Origin of the sequence: Caldanaerobacter subterraneus (assembly GCF_004345675.1) — a bacterium.
GTDB classification, from domain to species: domain Bacteria; phylum Bacillota; class Thermoanaerobacteria; order Thermoanaerobacterales; family Thermoanaerobacteraceae; genus Thermoanaerobacter; species Thermoanaerobacter subterraneus.
Genome location: NZ_SLWU01000009.1, coordinates 30,095 through 44,140, shown reverse-complemented (window position 1 = coordinate 44,140; position 14,046 = coordinate 30,095). Strand labels below are relative to the sequence as shown.

13 protein-coding genes, 2 pseudogenes and 1 riboswitch are annotated in these 14,046 nt (G+C 37.3%); of the genes and pseudogenes, 13 read left to right on the top strand and 2 right to left on the bottom strand.

The window, feature by feature from the left end; genetic code table 11:
• Nucleotides 1-351, top strand: a complete 351-nt coding sequence (gene rsfS, locus EV203_RS05655) for a ribosome silencing factor (RefSeq protein WP_132039532.1) — start codon at nucleotides 1-3, stop codon at nucleotides 349-351.
• 250 nt (nucleotides 352-601) lie between these two features.
• Here rsfS and EV203_RS05650 read toward each other — a convergent pair.
• Nucleotides 602-1,834: pseudogene (locus tag EV203_RS05650) on the bottom strand (IS110 family RNA-guided transposase).
• Nucleotides 1,835-2,253: 419 nt separating this feature from the next.
• Here EV203_RS05650 and EV203_RS14075 point away from each other — a divergent pair.
• The 11 genes and pseudogenes from EV203_RS14075 to EV203_RS05600 form a co-directional block, all read left to right on the top strand.
• Nucleotides 2,254-2,391 (top strand): annotated as a pseudogene (locus tag EV203_RS14075) (NusG domain II-containing protein); the annotation flags it as partial.
• Nucleotides 2,363-2,917: a Gx transporter family protein gene (locus EV203_RS05640; protein ID WP_132039530.1), complete on the top strand. Its 555-nt coding sequence runs from the start codon at nucleotides 2,363-2,365 to the stop codon at nucleotides 2,915-2,917. The pseudogene EV203_RS14075 and the gene EV203_RS05640, both read left to right, overlap by 29 nt.
• 13 nt (nucleotides 2,918-2,930) lie before the next feature.
• A complete protein-coding gene (locus EV203_RS05635; protein ID WP_243700590.1) occupies nucleotides 2,931-3,587 on the top strand; it encodes a polyprenyl synthetase family protein in 657 nt (218 codons plus the stop codon).
• A 264-nt stretch (nucleotides 3,588-3,851) separates the two neighbouring features.
• Complete coding sequence (locus tag EV203_RS05630; RefSeq protein ID WP_132039528.1) at nucleotides 3,852-4,889, top strand: FAD:protein FMN transferase; 1,038 nt, start codon at nucleotides 3,852-3,854, stop codon at nucleotides 4,887-4,889.
• Between the two features lie 107 nt (nucleotides 4,890-4,996).
• Complete coding sequence (locus tag EV203_RS14425; RefSeq protein ID WP_243700589.1) at nucleotides 4,997-5,194, top strand: hypothetical protein; 198 nt, start codon at nucleotides 4,997-4,999, stop codon at nucleotides 5,192-5,194.
• A gap of 228 nt (nucleotides 5,195-5,422) precedes the next feature.
• Nucleotides 5,423-5,872 carry a UbiA family prenyltransferase gene (locus tag EV203_RS14420; RefSeq protein WP_279432250.1) on the top strand — a complete coding sequence of 150 codons (450 nt, stop codon included), beginning with the start codon at nucleotides 5,423-5,425 and terminating at the stop codon, nucleotides 5,870-5,872.
• A gap of 84 nt (nucleotides 5,873-5,956) precedes the next feature.
• Nucleotides 5,957-6,373, top strand: a complete 417-nt coding sequence (locus EV203_RS05620) for an FMN-binding protein (RefSeq protein ID WP_132039527.1) — start codon at nucleotides 5,957-5,959, stop codon at nucleotides 6,371-6,373.
• Between the two features lie 367 nt (nucleotides 6,374-6,740).
• Nucleotides 6,741-7,391 carry a helix-turn-helix transcriptional regulator gene (locus EV203_RS05615; RefSeq protein ID WP_132039525.1) on the top strand — a complete coding sequence of 217 codons (651 nt, stop codon included), beginning with the start codon at nucleotides 6,741-6,743 and terminating at the stop codon, nucleotides 7,389-7,391.
• Nucleotides 7,392-7,468: 77 nt separating this feature from the next.
• Nucleotides 7,469-7,601, top strand: a riboswitch (cyclic di-AMP (ydaO/yuaA leader).
• A 105-nt stretch (nucleotides 7,602-7,706) separates the two neighbouring features.
• Nucleotides 7,707-8,807, top strand: a complete 1,101-nt coding sequence (locus EV203_RS05610) for an NAD/NADP-dependent octopine/nopaline dehydrogenase family protein (RefSeq protein WP_132039523.1) — start codon at nucleotides 7,707-7,709, stop codon at nucleotides 8,805-8,807.
• Entirely contained in the window at nucleotides 8,804-10,456 is a 1,653-nt protein-coding gene (locus EV203_RS05605; RefSeq protein WP_132039521.1) for a cobalamin-dependent protein, read from the top strand. The genes EV203_RS05610 and EV203_RS05605 overlap by 4 nt, the downstream gene beginning before the upstream one ends.
• A gap of 73 nt (nucleotides 10,457-10,529) precedes the next feature.
• Nucleotides 10,530-12,011, top strand: a complete 1,482-nt coding sequence (locus tag EV203_RS05600; protein ID WP_132039520.1) for an asparagine synthase-related protein — start codon at nucleotides 10,530-10,532, stop codon at nucleotides 12,009-12,011.
• Nucleotides 12,012-12,033: 22 nt separating this feature from the next.
• Here the strand turns inward: EV203_RS05600 and EV203_RS05595 are convergent, their stop codons facing one another.
• Nucleotides 12,034-13,287, bottom strand: a complete 1,254-nt coding sequence (locus EV203_RS05595) for a D-alanyl-D-alanine carboxypeptidase family protein (RefSeq protein ID WP_132039518.1) — start codon at nucleotides 13,285-13,287, stop codon at nucleotides 12,034-12,036.
• A 118-nt stretch (nucleotides 13,288-13,405) separates the two neighbouring features.
• Between EV203_RS05595 and EV203_RS05590 the strand changes: the two genes are divergently transcribed.
• Entirely contained in the window at nucleotides 13,406-13,996 is a 591-nt protein-coding gene (locus tag EV203_RS05590) for a helix-hairpin-helix domain-containing protein (RefSeq protein ID WP_011025302.1), read from the top strand.
• Nucleotides 13,997-14,046: the final 50 nt, after the last annotated feature.

Here is a 14,046-nt window from a genome sequence, read left to right as displayed (position 1 = left end):
GTGATAGAGGCAAAAGAGAAGGTTTATAAAATTTGCAGTGTTTTAGATGAAAAAAAGGCCTTTGATGTGAAAATTTTGTACATTGGCGAACTTACTACCATTGCAGATTATTTCATAATAGCTACTGGTACATCTAGCACTCATGTACAGGCGTTGGCGGATGAGGTGGAGAAAAAATTAGGAGAAGAAGGTATATTTGTGGACCATGTGGAGAAAGACTTTGCCTCTGAGTGGATTTTGATGGACTATGAGGACGTAGTAGTTCACATTTTTCAGCAGGAAGCAAGAGAATTTTACAGCCTTGAGAGATTGTGGGCCGATGCTAAAGAGCTTAGTATAAAATTATCGTAGGATTAACATATTTTTAGGAAAGTAATGCCAATATACAGACAGGATTTTAAGAGCGATAAAATATGCGCAAGTCATATAAAAAACTAATAAGACAAAGCCTTAAATTAAGTAAGACTCACGGTAATATGTCAATACCTTAAAATTGGAAAATAAAATTATCAAAGCAAAAAAAGACAATAATACCCTTAGCCAATTAATATGGTAAAAATTGGCTTAAAGAGTAGCAATCAATAGGTTTTAAAAGACAAAATTAACTCTTCACCGCCCCTTTGTAGATTTGGCCTTTTAAAGCAGTGCAAAAACCAGCCTAACAAGTTTGCGGGCAGTCAATACCAGCGCTCTCTTATGCTGGTGCTTTTGAACCTCCTGATACTTGGTCTGATAATAGGCCTTGTATTCCTCGTTGTGCACCCGCAACGAGTTTGCGGCCATGACCAAGTAATAGCGGAGGTATTTGTTCCCGCTTTTTGTCAGACGACGCTCTTCAGCGTCAAAGTCGCCCGACTGATAACGGGTCCAGGTGAGGCCAGCATACTGAGCAAGAGAAGCTTCGTTTTTAAAACGCTTAATATCGCCTATTTCAGCGATTATTCCTGCAGCCGACACATCGCCTAAACCCTTAACTGTAGTAAGTGTTTGAGGGATAGCTTTAAGCTCTCTGGAAATAACCTTATCAAGGCTTTTAATCTGCCTTTTGAGATGCTCAATGCTTTGAAGAGTTAAAGAAAAGCTTTGCACAGACCTGTTTCATTTTAGAGTTTAGGCGGTAAGCACGGTTTGCGGCTTGCTTTAAGGCACTGGCGATTTCTTCAGGATTAGTGAATCTGTTTTTTCCGTGAGACTGAATAAATTCTGCAAGTTCTTCTATGGATATCTGAGCTATTTCATCAGGGGTAAATTCTTTCAGGACTTCAATGGACGCTCTGCCAAAGACGTTGGTAAAGGGATTATCCTGTTTGTAATTAGAGAATTTCAAAAAGAGCAAATTCAAAGCTCAATTTTTCTCATCAACAAGGAGTTCGACAAGATGTAATCTAAGCCTTGTAAGCTGACGCAAAGGTGCAGTAACAGAAACTTCACGGCTGTATGGAGTAAGATGTCCAAAGCGAAGCCTCTCAGCAATTATATAGGCATCTAAGGCATCAGTTTTAGGGAGTCTTGAGCCGAAAGCTTTTTTAAACCCGGATACAAGAGAAGGATTAATTTCATACACCTGGACCGAATAAGGCTTTAACTGAGGTGCATCCAAAAGGAAATCTCTAAGTGGAATACTGAAGATAGAAGTAGCTTCTAATCCAAGATTAAGTTGCGAGACATTGGATTTAGTTGCTAGTGAAACTAAAGCATCCACCAGCGCATTTGCGCCCTCCGCATTATTGGAGAAAGACGTAGAAGGAGAAAGCTGCTTACCATTTTCATCGATGCATACGAGATCCAGCTTAGAGGCACTGACATCGATGCCTGCAAAGATAACCTGAGCCACCAGATATCCCTCCTTTGGTTGGCCAGGATTAGGGGCGTGCCCTGCGGGTGCGGTACCTAACAGCCTCGCGGGCGATAAGAGCTTGACAGGGCAACCGGGGGTGCACCCCTAGCCTGCTGAATCTAGGGGCCGGAATGCCTGCTGGCTCAGCTCACGAGTGAGAAACTAGTACTGCACCGCAGGGGTCTCACTCTTACTTGAGTAGGCTGTATTTGAAAAGCTACAGAGGGTGTTAAGAGTGACCCCAGACCAACCTAAATTAATTTTCGCAAAGGCACGCTCAATTATCAAGAAGTAAAAAAACTTCTTGATAATTTCCAAATCATATTATACGAGTTACAGGTGTTGTCTTAAAAAATCCTAATTAACAGATTTGCGTGAAGAAGAATATATCTTTCTTTTTGTGGCGGTTTTCTCTGTCTGAATGTCCAGATAAAATCTGTATGAAAGAAGGATTTATTGATAAGCCAGGGCAAAGCATAATATGTCTTCCCTTTAGGATAGTTGTAGAGATACAGGGGGTTAAAAATGTCGAGGTCGACCAAGTTACCTATTGAACATACTGCCATGTCAAAGACTAAGAAAATGGTTTTTTTGGCTATATTAGTTGCTAATTCTTTGATTTTATACATTATAGAAGGAATGTTACCTGTTCCTTTTATTGCTCCCGGCGCTAAATTAGGACTTGCTAATATAATTACTATTGTATCTTTGTATTTATTTGGTCTTTTTGATACATTTGTTGTGCTTATTGTAAGAATACTATTAGCTACTTTTTTTGCTTCCTCGCCTTCTACTCTTTTTTATAGTATAGGAGGAGGTTTACTAAGCCTTTTTGCTATGCATTTTGTCAAAAGTATAGGCAAGAGTAATATAAGTGAAGTGGGAGTAAGTGTTGTGGGGGCTGTATTTCACAACATTGGGCAAATGTTAGTGGCCTCTTTGATAGTACAAAACATTAAAATAATGATATATCTTCCTGTGCTAATGATAGCTGGAATAGGAACGGGTGTTTTTGTGGGATTATCTGCAAAATTTGTTTTAAAACATTGGAGTAAATTAAAAGGATTAAATTTCTATTGATAAAGGTAATTAGATGGATAAATTTTGGGATAAAAATTTAGAAATAAAAAACAAACTTACAGAAGTTGTAAAAATAATGGAGAGGCGTATAAAAAATTCTAATAAATTAATCAGAGATATATTATTAGACATGATCTACAATAGCGGCAAAATGCTAAGGCCTGCTTTTGTGATTTTGGCGGCGAAATTTGGAAAATATGATAAGAAGAAGATATTGCCTTTAGCTGCTGCCGTTAAGATGCTTCACATGGCAACTTTGGTACATGATGGTATAATTGACAATGCTTTAATAAAACGCAGTAAACCCACTATTCAAGCCGAGTATGGCAAAGATTATGCAGTATTTATTGGAGATTTTCTCTTCTCTCAAAGTTTTCTGCTTTTATCAGATAATATCGCTATTGTTAATTTAAAAAAGGTATCTAAAGTAGTTTCAAGGATATGCAACAAAAGGGAGATTACGCAATTTGAAAGCCGATACGATATAAATATTACAATAAATGACTATTTGAAACGGATAGCTGCAAAAACCGCTGCTCTTTTTGCTTTAAGTTTTTATGTGGGGGCTTATGAAAGCAGGTGTGGAGAAGAGTTGTCCAAAGTATTGGGGAGTATAGGTTATAATATTGGGATGGTTTTTCAAATTATAGACGATATTTTAGAAAAATAGAGATGAAAAGATGATAGAGCTGCTAAAGAAAAAAGTTATGGTGATGAAGATATAAGATGTATTAGTTGAATTTGTTCAGCAAAATGATGGAATAGAACAGTCAAAAATGCTGGCAGAAAAATATCCTAAAAAAGCTTTTGATAAAATAGCTCTCCTGAAGAAAGATTCTCTACCTAAATAATTTCAAGTGAAGTTGCAAACAAGCTTTTGCATAGGAATTATTAGAAAACAAGCGAAGCCTTTATTTTCGGAGGGGATTACTGTATGAAAAAATATATGGTCTTTTTCCCAATTTTTTTTCTAATATTTACTACTATGGGAGTACTTTCTGGATGTTCAAGTAAAAACTTACAGCCCATATCCGATACCCAATTTGCACTGGATACTTATTGCACAATAACTATATACGACAAAGTTCCAAAGAAAGTATTAGATGATGGATTTAAAGCTATAAAGGATATAGAGGAGAAGATGAGTGTTACTATAGAAAATAGCGAAGTAAGTGAAATTAATAAAAATGCAGGCGTTAAACCGGTAAAAGTTTCTCCTGATACTTTTTATGTTATAAAAAAGGCAGTTCATTTTTCTGAAGTTGAAAAAGGCTATTTTGATATTACTGTAGGTCCTATAGTGAATCTTTGGAATATAGGTACTGATAAGGCCAGAATCCCTTCACCTGAAGAAATAAAAGCTAAACTTCCTCTTGTAAATTATAAGGATATAATTTTGGATGAAAAGAATATGACTGTTATGCTAAAAAATAAGGGCATGAGCATAGACTTAGGAGGTATTGCAAAAGGATATGCGGCAGATAAAGTAGCAGAAGTTTTAAAAAAAGAAGGAGTAAAGCATGCTATTATAAATTTGGGCGGTGATGTTCTTACAATTGGAACGAAACCTGACGGAAGCAATTGGCGGATAGGTATTCAAACTCCTTTCAAACCCAGAGGTGAATATCTTGGGATAGTAGAGGTTGCAGAAAAGGCCGTTGTTACTTCAGGAGTTTATGAAAGATACTTTGAAAAAGATGGAAAGTTATATCACCATATATTAAATCCTTTTACAGGTTATCCTGCAGATACTCACTTATATAGTGTCACAATAATAACAGATACTTCCATAGATGGTGATGCCCTTGCAAAAATTTTTGTTTTGGGTTTGGATAAAGGTTTAAAACTTGCAGAGAGTCTTAAAGGAGTAGAAGCTATATTTGTAACAGATGACAAAAAGGTATATATCACTTCTGGATTAAGAGGAAATTTTAAAATTACTGATCCGGAATATACTTTAATGACTAAATAATTCTTTTGTTGGAGGAGATTTCTATGGATAAAGCACGGTTTTTAAGGTTATGGAAAGGATTTTGGTAATTAGCAGACCCTAAGATATGGATAGCTTCCACCGTACCTATGTTTATTGCAACTGCCTATGCGTATGGAAAAACGGGTGAATTTGACCTTTTCTGGTTTGTTGTCTTTGTTGTAGGTATTTATTTTATTGAGATTGGCAAAAATGCAGTTAATGAATTCATTGATTATAAATCTGGAGTAGATATTTTCGTGACTCCAGATAAAGGGACTCCTTTTAGTGGCGGAAAAAAACCATAGTCGATGGTAAACTTACAGTTGAAGAGACAATAATTATTGCGATTATAACAATACTTGCTGCTTGTGCTATAGGTCTGGCTATTGTAATCTTTAGAGAACCGTTGGTACTAATTGTAGGACTATTGGGAATTTTAATGGCAGTTTTTTATAGTTTACCTCCTTTTAAATTCAGCTATAGGGGACTTGGAGAAATAGCTGTAAGAGTGACTTTTGGACCTTTTAATAGTTATGAGAATGTATTTGGTGATGACTCATCACATAAGTATGGATGTTTTACTGATTTCCTTGCCGATAGGTTTTTTAATAACCAATGTCCTTTGGATAAATCAATATCCTGATTATGAAGCTGACCTTAAAGGTCATAAATACAATTTATTGGTGAGGATAGGCAAACAAAAAGGTGTAATAGTATATGCAGCCCTTTATGGAGCAGCATATCTTTCTTTCGTTGTGATAACTGTCATTACTAAAAATCTACTGTGGTTATTATCTTTTCTAACAATTCCATTAGCAGTGCACTCTGTAAATATTGCTCGTAAATATTATGACAGTATACCGCAGTTGGTAAAAGCGAATGCTAATACTGTGAAGATATATCAAAATACAAGAATTATGATGGTTTTGGCTTTGGTAACAAAAGGGAATATGGTAGGTTTTTGGAAAGTATACGTTTTCTAATCACTACATATTGATGTTATTTTAACATAAATAATATATAATATTCTTGCATAAAGATTTACATTAAAGGAGAGGTATAATTTTATGAGAATAATTTTGGCTCTTATGCTGGTAGGGGTGTTTGGTTTGTTTGTAATGGGTGGCTGTTCTTCAAAAACAGCAAGCGGTACTTACAAAGATGGTACTTATAAAGCAGAGCAACCCAACTTTGACGAGCATGGCTGGAAAGGGCAAATAGAGATAACTGTAAAAGATGGCAAAATAGTATCAGTAACCTATAATGAAGTAAACAAAGATGGCCAGCTAAAGAGAGATGACCAACAATATGCAGAGAATATGAAGGCAAAAGTAAATATCACTCCGAAAGAAGCTTATGAGAAGTTAGAACAACAGTTGATTGAAAAGCAGGATCCTGAGAAAGTAGACACTGTTAGTGGTGCCACGCATACATCAGAGACTTTCAAAGAGTTAGCTGCAGAGGCTTTAAAAAGTGCAAAATAATTTAAAAAATGAATTATGAAATAAAAGGGAGCAAAGAAATGTTTAGTTTTTGCTCCCTTTTTTATATTGGTTCTAATAATAAATGTTTGGATGGGGAAAAAGAAATCTATAAAAAAGAGAGCACTTATTCTGAATGCTTGCTATAATAGAAGTGGAAAAAACAATCTAAAAAGGAGGCTTCAGAATAAGTGCAAGGTAATTAAATTATAGGGAAGGTGTTAAAAGATGTACCGCATCTTGACACTATCGCTAAAGAGATAGTGCTTGACAACAGGCTATAAGGCATGTATAATAACGTTAATAAATTTTTAATCATTTCTTTTTTCACATCCGCACACAATCTGGTATAATAGGGGGATTCAATCCGATGGGTACTCATCCACTGTTAAAAAGCATTGTTCCTATGGTAGAAAGCATTGCGAACATATTTGGGAAAAATTGCGAAGTAGCTCTTCACGACCTTTCATCACCTCAAAGCCCAATAATTGCCATTGCCAATGGCCACGTTACCGGGCGAGAAAAAGGAAGTCCTTTGCCTGATGTCATTCAAAAGGCATTAAAATCAGACAGTTTAGAAGACATGATCAATTTTAAGAACAAGTCTAGAGATGGGAAGATATTAAAATCTTCTGCTATTTTTATAAAAGACGAAAATGGAAGACCTGTAGGGTGTTTGACAATAAATATAGACATATCGGAGTTTATTCTTGTAAAAAATACTTTGTCAGAATTCTGCGAAATATCAGAGCCTTCAGAGGAAAACAAGGAATCCTACACAGGCAGTGTTAGTGATGTTTTGGAGAGCATAGTGAACACAACACTGGAGAGTTTTGGTAAACCCGTAAATTTCATGACAAAAGAGGAGAAGGTGCAGATAGTTAAGATGCTGGATGCAAAGGGCACATTCCTTATAAGAGGTGCTGTAGACTATGTGGCAAAAATTTTGTGCGTGTCCAGATACACTATTTACAACTATCTGGATGAAATAAGAGTAGGAGAAGATTTTGGCAAATACTGACGCTTGCTTCCTTTATTTTACTTTACAAACATTTTATTTTATGATATAATAAAAACGGGCTTTTGTATAATTGAATAACATGCTAAACGCTGAATTCGTTAAGAAGCGGGGGACCCACTCTTTTGGGGTGAATCCATCTTTTAAAAGATGGTAGGGTTATCTTTCGACCCGAACCCGTCAGCTAACCCCGTAAGCGTTGAAAGAGAAGGATATGATAGCATGTAGGGTGTCTTATTGTCTTTTTTGGCACCGAAGATAAAGCTATAGAAGTCCTTCTATAGCTTTTTCATTTCTTTAAAAAGGGGGTGTATGGGCATGAAAATGCCTTATTTTGCTGTAATCGGGGCGGGGAACGGGGGGCAGGCAATTGCAGGACATCTCGCTTTAAAAGGGTTTAAAGTAAATTTATACAATAGAACTTATGAAAAATTGATTCCAATAATACAAAGAGGCGGTATAGAGCTAGAAGGAGAAGTTGAAGGATTTGGGAAACTGAATCTTGTGACTGACGATATAAGCAAAGCCGTAAAAGATGTGGATATGATACTAGTTGCTGTGCCTGCGTCTGCCCACGCCATGATTGCAGAAGAGCTTTTGCCCTACTTGCAAAGAGGCCAGATAGTGGTATTAAATCCCGGAAGAACAGGGGGAGCATTGGAAGTTTACAACATACTTAAAAAGAGAAGTGATTTAGAGGTTGTTGTTGCTGAAACTGATACTTTTATCTATGCCTGCAGGTCTTCTAATGGGAAAGCTAAAATATACAAGATTAAAGACATAGTATCAGTTGCGGCAATTCCTAAAGATAAAACGGAAGAAGTAGTGGAAATTCTCAATATCGCTTTTCCACAGTTTGTAGCTGCTGAGAACGTGTTAGAAACCAGCTTCAACAATTTTGGAGCAATTTTCCATCCTGCTCCAACGCTTTTAAATGTTGCTCGGATTGAGACTACCAAGGGAAATTTTGAGTACTATAGAGAAGGGATTTCGCCTTCTGTCGCCAAAATCCTTGAAAAGATTGACAATGAGAGAATGATGGTGGCAAAGGCTTTAGGCGTGAAAACTATCTCTGCTAAAAGATGGCTTAAAGAAAGTTACAATGCCGATGGGGATACGCTTTATGAAGCTATACAGAACACAAAAGCTTATATAGGGCTTATGGCTCCTGATACTGTAAATTGCAGGTATATTTTTGAAGATGTTCCTATGAGCCTTGTGCCTATCTCTTCTATTGGGAAAGAAATAGGTGTAAAAACGCCCACAATTGACGCGATAATACATCTGGCATCCGTGATGCATGGAAAAAATTACTGGGAAATAGGGAGAACTGCCGATAAATTGGGAATACGTGGGATGTCGCCTAAGGAGATCATAGAACTAGTAGAAGGGAAGAGAAAGGAGGTTGCGACAGCATGAGAAAGCTTATCGTGGCTGGTTCAATTGGAAATTGTGTCCATGTTGCTGGAGTGTACAATTTTTTGAGGTTTGCAGAACAGCAGGGTTATGAGACGGTGTTTTTGGGGCCTGCTGTCCCAATAGATAAATTGATTGAGGCTGTAAAAGAGTATCAACCTGAAATTGTAGGGGTGAGTTACAGACTTACGCCACAAGCTTTGGAGAACTTGCTAAAAGAACTTAAAGATAAGATAGAAAAGAATAATTTAAAGGAGATCAAGTGGGTGTTTGGGGGAACAGAGCCTAATGCAGAAGTTGCGAGAAAGTCAGGGATATTTTCTGCAGTTTTTGACGGCACAAAAGGAGACGAGGAGACTATCAATTTCTTAAGAGGGAAAACTGCAACTTCTCAAAAAAGAGTCTTTGCAGATACTCTGATTGGAAGGATTGAGGATAAATTCCCCTATCCCATCATAAGACACCATTTTGGACTGCCTTCATTGGAGGATACGATAGAGGGTGTCAAAAGAATAGCTGAGGCGGAAGTTTTGGACGTAATTTCCATAGCTCCTGACCAGAATGCGCAAGAGCACTTCTTCGATAAAAAATACGACCCAGCTCTGGATGGAGCAGGAGGAGTTCCTATAAGAAAAGAAGAGGATTTAATACGCATATACGAAGCTTCAAGAAGAGGCAATTATCCGCTTTTGAGGTGCTACAGCGGAACCAATGATGTTTTCAAGATGGCTGAAATGCTTTTAAGGACTATAAAGAATGCTTGGGCTGCTATACCATTGAGCTGGTACAATGTGCTCGATGGGAGAGGCCCAAGGGATGTAAGGACTTCTATAAGGGAAAATCAGCAGTTGATGAAGTGGCATGCAGAGAGAGGAGTGCCTGTAGAAGTAAATGAAGCTCATCACTGGAGCCTGAGAGATGCTCATGATGTTATAGGAGTTGTAACTGCTTTCCTCGCGGCATATAACGCAAAGAAAATGGGAGTTAGGGATTATGTAGCACAATTTATGTTCAATGTTCCAGCTTCCATTTCACCTAAAATGGACTTGGCAAAAATGCTTGCAAAAATAGAACTTATAGAGGACTTAGAAGATGAAAACTTCAGAGTGATAAGGCAAGCAAGAGCAGGTCTTGCAAGCTTTCCTTCTGACCTTTTAGAAGCAAAAGGGCAGCTCGCTTCTAGCGCGTATTTGTCTATGGCTATTAAACCCCACATATATCACGTAGTTGGATATTGTGAAGCTCACCACGCAGCAACGCCTGAGGACATAATTGAAAGCGTAAAAATAGTAAAAGCTGTGATAAAAAATACTATGTTTGGAATGCCGGACTTGACTAAAGACGAAGATGTGATAAAGAGGAAAGAACAGCTCAAAAAAGAGGCAAGGATTTTGCTTGAGGCTATAAAAGAAATAGCGCCACACAGCGAAGATCCCTGGTCTGACCCAGATGTTTTGGCAACAGCTATAGAAATAGGTCTTTTAGATGCACCTCACTTAAAAGGCAATAAATACGCCAAAGGCGCTCTTCAGACAAAAGTGATAGATGGAGCATGTTATGCTTATGACTATGAGAAGCACAGAATAATACCAGAGGAAGAAAGGGTAGAGAAAATTTTAAGAGAGTACAAAAAGGAGCGCTTTCTTGTGTAAATTAAATTAGCAAGAAGAAGGGCGCAGATTCTCTTCTTGCGCCCTTTAATTTTTGTATAAGGAGGTCGGTACTTTGGCAGGATTAGCTTTTATAATTGGCGAGAAGGATGTGCAAAAAATAGGTCAGATGATAGAGAAAATAAGGCACAGAGGAGTGGACCACAGCGAAATTTTTATAAAAGACAATGCAAGCTTTGGGTGTTGCTGGAAAGAGGGAGAAAAGGCACTTTTTGAAAGCGAAGATGGCAGGTACATCTGCCTTTTTGATGGAGAGATATACAATGCTGATGCTTTAAAAATGGAACTTACAGGACATGAAATACACTCTCTGGAAGAAGTTTTACTTCACCTTTATGAAGAAGTGGGAGAAGAATGTGTTAAATTTTTAGAAGGAAATTTTGTTTTTGCGGTCTATGATTCTCTAAAAAATGCTGTTTTTGTAGCAAGAGACCCTTTGGGAATAAAGCCTCTTTATTACGGCAAAATAGGCAATGGATTGGCTTTTGCTTCTGAAATAAAAGCGTTACAGCAAATCACAGAAGATATAAACGAATTTCCAAATGGATATTTCTACAATGGAAAAGAGTTTATGAAATATTTTTCTATTCCACAGGACCCTTTTGAGTTTTCAAGTGCAAAAGAAATAGTAGAAGGATTAAGGCTTAGATTAGAGGACTCAGTGAAAAAGAGGCTTACTGATGAAAATATAGGGTTATTTATAAGCGGCGGACTGGACAGTAGTCTAGTCGCTGCGATAGCTACTAAATACAGAAGCAATATGTTTTCTTTTGCTGTAGGAGTTGAAGACAGCCCTGATATAAGAAATTCCAGACTGGTCGCAGAATATCTGAAGACTTGCCACAAAGAATTTATTTATACAGAAAAGGACATAAAAGAAGTTTTGCCCAAAGTTATATATCACCTTGAGTCCTGTGATCCAGCCTTAGTCAGAAGTGCAGTAGCCAACTATTTTGCTTCAAAGCTCGCCAGTGAATATGTAGATGTAGTTTTTTCTGGGGAAGGAGCAGATGAACTTTTTGCAGGGTATCACTATCTGAAAAATTATGAGGACCCATGGGAATTGCATAAAGAACTGAAGTACATCACAAGTAGTGTTCACAACACCAATTCTCAGCGGCTAGACAGGATGGGGATGGCCTTTTCCCTGAAAGTCAGAGTTCCTTTTTTGGACTTGGAGGTTTTAAGATATGCTTTTAGAATAAGGCCTTCTTTAAAGATAAGAGGGAAAGATAAAACAGAAAAGTGGATTTTAAGGAAACTGGCAGAGGATTATCTGCCTTCTTCAATAGTGTGGAGAAAAAAAGAAAAATTTTCTATAGGGTCTGGAACTGCTTACGTTTTAAAAAGAATTGCTGAATCTCAAATAAAGGATACGGAATACCTAAGAAACAGGGTACTTCCAAATGGCTTTGAAATAAAGTCTAAAGAGGAGATGTATTACTTTAAAATCTTAAAAGAGTTTTTCAATGTAGAAGATTTTATTGAAAAGATGGGAAGGAGTAGGAGTTTGAATGACAACCAGATATATGCTTAAAGGAGGGGGGTCCCCTCCTTTTTTAGTATTTGTTAGAAAATATAAATCTTTTCCTTTGCCTTATTTTTTGCCTTTTCCAAAGAAGAAAGGCTACGTTGAAAGAAGCTATGCCAAAAATTATTTTTAGAGGATGTACAATAGGATTTTTTTCCTTTTCATTATAGTAATTCCCCAAGAAGTTTTTATACACATCTTCTGAGGCAATTAGCGGGTTTGTCCCTATCTCCTTTCCGTCAAGTGTGTACTTTATATACCCCAGGACTTCACCTTTTTGAATGGGAGCTTTTATGTCTTCTTTAAGCACAACTTCTGTTTTTATAGAATTTTCTTTACCTTTGGGCACTTCATAATAAAAGTCCTTTTGCGCAATTAAAGGAAGCTTAAATCCGCCTTTCCCAAGTTCTATAGAAGTTATCACTTCGTCCTTTTGCGTTACTTTTACAAGAGAAAAGTTTTGAAAACCGTAATCCAAAAGCTTTATAGTGTCTGTCCAAATGTTTATGCCTTCATCTCCCATTATAACAGAGATGAGCCTGTGCCCATCTCGGGTTGCGGAAGCCACCAACACTTGTCCTGCAGCAACAGTGTAGCCCGTTTTTACTCCATCTGCTCCTTCATAGTGGAAGCGGGAAGGTTTAAGTAAGCGATTGCTTATCCATAAGTCTCTTGGTTTGTCGAACTTATTTGTCGGAGGAATTTGATAATGCAGAGTGCTTACAATTTTTCTAAATTCAGCATTTTGCATGGCGTATCTTGCAATTTGTGCCATATCATAAGGTGTGGAATAATGGTTTTCATCGGGCAACCCGTTCGGATTTACAAAATGGCTGTTGTAAGCGCCTATTTCTCTCGCTTTTTCATTCATCATTTTGGCAAAATTTTCTACGCTCCCACCTATATGCTCTGCAATTGCTATTGCAGCATCATTTGCAGATTCCAGCATTAAAGCGTAAAGCAGCTGCTCAAGTGTGAGTTGCTCTCCTGGAGATAAAAATATTGAATTCCCCTCAATTTTAGTCACATTTTCACTACAGGTGACAACATCGTCTAGCTTTCCCTTTTCCAAGGCAATAATTGCAGTTAGGATTTTTGTAGTGCTTGCTGGATACATCCTTTTGTGCATGTTTTTGTCATACAGTACCTGTCCTGTAGTGAAGTCCATCAATACCGCTGTAGGTCCGACAATTTCTGGAGGTTGTGGAGTTTCTGCATGCGCTGGGACTGAGAGAAAAGCAAAAACAATTATTATAAGTAAAGCAATTATTTTCTTCGCCATTTTTATGCCCCCATCATGTTGTCATACTTAAAGTATACCAAAAAAATGATAAAAATAAAAAGGAATTTTTTAATGGACGTAGAAATAAATAAAGGAGCTTGCAAAATGAGGTGGTTTTATGGTACAATTTACCAAAAGACAGCAATATGCCATCATTGCCATCTTGTCTATAATACTGCTTTTTTCTGGCTATGTGATATACAAAAACTATAAATTAAAAGCTGACTTTGTTATAAATACTTCTCAGGATAATATGCAAGCTGAGCAGTTGCAGGAGCAGAAGCCTGTTGAAATAAAGGTTTATGTCACCGGTGAAGTGAAAAATCCGGGAGTTTACATAATGAAAGAAGGAGAGAGGGTGATAGATGCTATAGAAAAAGCAGGAGGGGTGCTTGAAGAAGCTGATTTGTCCAATATTAATTTAGCTCAGAAGGTAAAGGATGAACAGATGATAAAGGTGCCTAAAAAGGGGGAGAAGGTAGACACTTCTTTTGCTTCAGGGATTGATGGCGCTAAAAAAGTAAACATAAATACTGCTACAAAAGAAGAGCTCCAGACTTTACCTGGCATTGGCCCTGTGACAGCAGAAAGGATTATAGAGTTCAGAGAGACTAAAGGGCCTTTCAAAAAAATTGAAGACATAATGAACGTGCCCAGGATTGGGCCTAAGATGTTTGAACAGATAAAAGACAAAATTACAGTGGATTAAATGAATAGAATTTAGTTCCATATGGAACAAAAAATTACATATAAATGAGG

Excerpts from the sequence above, each read along its gene's own strand:
- EV203_RS05640 (WP_132039530.1), top strand. The coding sequence starts at position 2,363 with ATGTCGAGGTCGACCAAGTTACCTATTGAACATACTGCCATGTCAAAG.
- EV203_RS05635 (WP_243700590.1), top strand. The coding sequence starts at position 2,931 with ATGGATAAATTTTGGGATAAAAATTTAGAAATAAAAAACAAACTTACA.
- EV203_RS05630 (WP_132039528.1), top strand. The coding sequence starts at position 3,852 with ATGAAAAAATATATGGTCTTTTTCCCAATTTTTTTTCTAATATTTACT.
- EV203_RS14425 (WP_243700589.1), top strand. The coding sequence starts at position 4,997 with ATGTTTATTGCAACTGCCTATGCGTATGGAAAAACGGGTGAATTTGAC.
- EV203_RS14420 (WP_279432250.1), top strand. The coding sequence starts at position 5,423 with ATGAGAATGTATTTGGTGATGACTCATCACATAAGTATGGATGTTTTA.
- EV203_RS05620 (WP_132039527.1), top strand. The coding sequence starts at position 5,957 with ATGAGAATAATTTTGGCTCTTATGCTGGTAGGGGTGTTTGGTTTGTTT.
- EV203_RS05615 (WP_132039525.1), top strand. The coding sequence starts at position 6,741 with ATGGGTACTCATCCACTGTTAAAAAGCATTGTTCCTATGGTAGAAAGC.
- EV203_RS05610 (WP_132039523.1), top strand. The coding sequence starts at position 7,707 with ATGAAAATGCCTTATTTTGCTGTAATCGGGGCGGGGAACGGGGGGCAG.
- EV203_RS05605 (WP_132039521.1), top strand. The coding sequence starts at position 8,804 with ATGAGAAAGCTTATCGTGGCTGGTTCAATTGGAAATTGTGTCCATGTT.
- EV203_RS05595 (WP_132039518.1), bottom strand. The coding sequence starts at position 13,287 with ATGGCGAAGAAAATAATTGCTTTACTTATAATAATTGTTTTTGCTTTT.
- EV203_RS05590 (WP_011025302.1), top strand. The coding sequence starts at position 13,406 with ATGGTACAATTTACCAAAAGACAGCAATATGCCATCATTGCCATCTTG.